General features: G+C 53.0%; 1 protein-coding gene. It reads left to right on the top strand.

What is annotated here, in order from left to right; genetic code table 11:
- Nucleotides 1–432 (top strand): hypothetical protein (locus ACI43T_RS11985; protein ID WP_405387336.1); only part of this gene is annotated, 432 nt, incomplete at its 5' end.
- Between the last annotated feature and the right edge of the window lie 36 nt (nt 433–468).

The raw sequence follows: 468 nt of genomic DNA, 5'->3' as shown, positions 1-468 counted from the left end.
GCGGTGCAGGCACAGCGGGTATTGGATTCTTCGTCAAACCGTTTGGATGGTTCTGCCGAAAGAATCAGGCAGGAAGCGGCGGAAGCGGTGGGAAAAGGCTTGGAGCAGTCGGTCGGAAAATTTACGGAACGGCTGGAAACGACGGGGCGTTGGCTGCTGGAAACCGTCCGCGAAGTGGAAGGCAGGCAGCAGAAATCAGCAAAGGATTTGAAAAAGCTGGTTTGGGCGTCGGTCGCAGTCTTTGCGCTGACCGGAGCGTTGTGTTTCGGTACGGTAATTTATCTGATCCAATCCGCCAAAACGGAAATGAAGCGTGTTGAATGGATTGCCGACATTAACAAAGCGGTGGAGAACGGAAAATTATCGCGGTGCGGCGAAGACGGCGGAATCTGCGCCAAGGTAAAGGGGAAACCGGTTCGGTTGGACAAATGATTGATAAAAGGCCGTCTGAAATTTTTCAGACGGCCT

Origin of the sequence: Neisseria oralis, from assembly GCF_045062685.1 — a bacterium.
GTDB classification, from domain to species: Bacteria; Pseudomonadota; Gammaproteobacteria; order Burkholderiales; family Neisseriaceae; genus Neisseria; species Neisseria oralis.
Note: the sequence above shows the minus strand (reverse complement) of the source record. Positions and strands in the feature narration are given on the sequence as shown.